This window comes from Brucella ciceri, assembly GCF_041930145.1.
GTDB classification, from domain to species: Bacteria; Pseudomonadota; Alphaproteobacteria; order Rhizobiales; family Rhizobiaceae; genus Brucella; species Brucella intermedia.
The window spans coordinates 1-1,058 of record NZ_JBHEEV010000034.1; the positions used below are offsets into that span (position 1 = coordinate 1).

Genomic DNA, 1,058 nt, shown 5'->3' on the forward strand with positions numbered 1-1,058 from the left:
CGGGGTGATGGTGAAGCCAGGAACCAGTTCGTACGCAACATTTGCGGTTGCAGCGAAGGTTTCTGCGTCTTCGTAAGCGACCTGAACGTTGAAGGTAGCCTTTTCGGTTGCCTTGAACGCTGCGCCGCCCCAAACGGCCCAATCGCCGCCCCAGGTGCCGTAGAACGAGTCGATGCGGCGAATACCGCGCCAGCTGCCGTCAGCAAATTCCTGCGTGACGTAGTAGTTGTCGTCGTTGGACTTGTAACCACCCATTACCCAGACCGAGAAACGGTCGGTGATGTTCACGTCAGCGCGGACCTTACCAGCCCACTCTTCGTTGCGGGCGTCATAAGCGACAACACCTGCGATCGAACCCCAGCCGCCAGCGTACTTCAGGCCACCAACAACGTGCGGCGTGTAGTCCTTGAGCGTTACGTCAACGTCGGAGTCGCCGTTGCCGCCTTCTTCGAGCGACAGGATGGCCGAGAAGCCGTTGCCGCCGGTGAAGGTGTAGCTGATGAGGTTGGTGCGGTAGCCGCCAGCGAGAATCACGTCGTCGTTGATGACGTTGCCGAGGTAACCAGGGAAGGTCACGAAGGCCGATTCATCGAGACCAACGCGCAGGCCGCCGAGCTGGATGTAAGCGTAACGCAGCGAGCTGTTTTCGCTCGAGCCGTAAGCTTCTTCTTCGCCGTCACCGCCGCCGTTCCAGTTGTAACGCAGTTCGGTGAAGGTCTTCAGGGTGCCGAGTTCGGTTTCCGAAGCGGTCGAGAAGCGAAGCGTTGCACGGGCGTTCTTGCCCCAGGTGTCGCGCTCGATATCGTCCAGCGAACGAGCGTAAACGCGATCGCCGCCCTTAGCGTCGTAACGAACATAGCCATGGATACGCAGGCAGGTTTCGGTGCCTGGGATGTAGAAGTAGCCGGCGCCGTAAGCATCGCAGACGCGGACATATTCAACGGCTTCTGGCTCTGGCGCGACGATTGCGTCGGCAGCCTGAGCGCCGGAAGCTGCAACCAGAGCTGCAGCGGAGCCAAGGAGAAGGCTCTTGATGTTCATTTCTGACCTCCAGTCAA

1 protein-coding gene is annotated in these 1,058 nt (G+C 59.6%); it reads right to left on the minus strand.

What is annotated here, in order from left to right:
* A partial coding sequence (locus tag JNC63_RS21855; protein ID WP_374846775.1) for a porin occupies window positions 1–1,041 on the minus strand: 1,041 nt, incomplete at its 3' end.
* Between the last annotated feature and the right edge of the window lie 17 nt (window positions 1,042–1,058).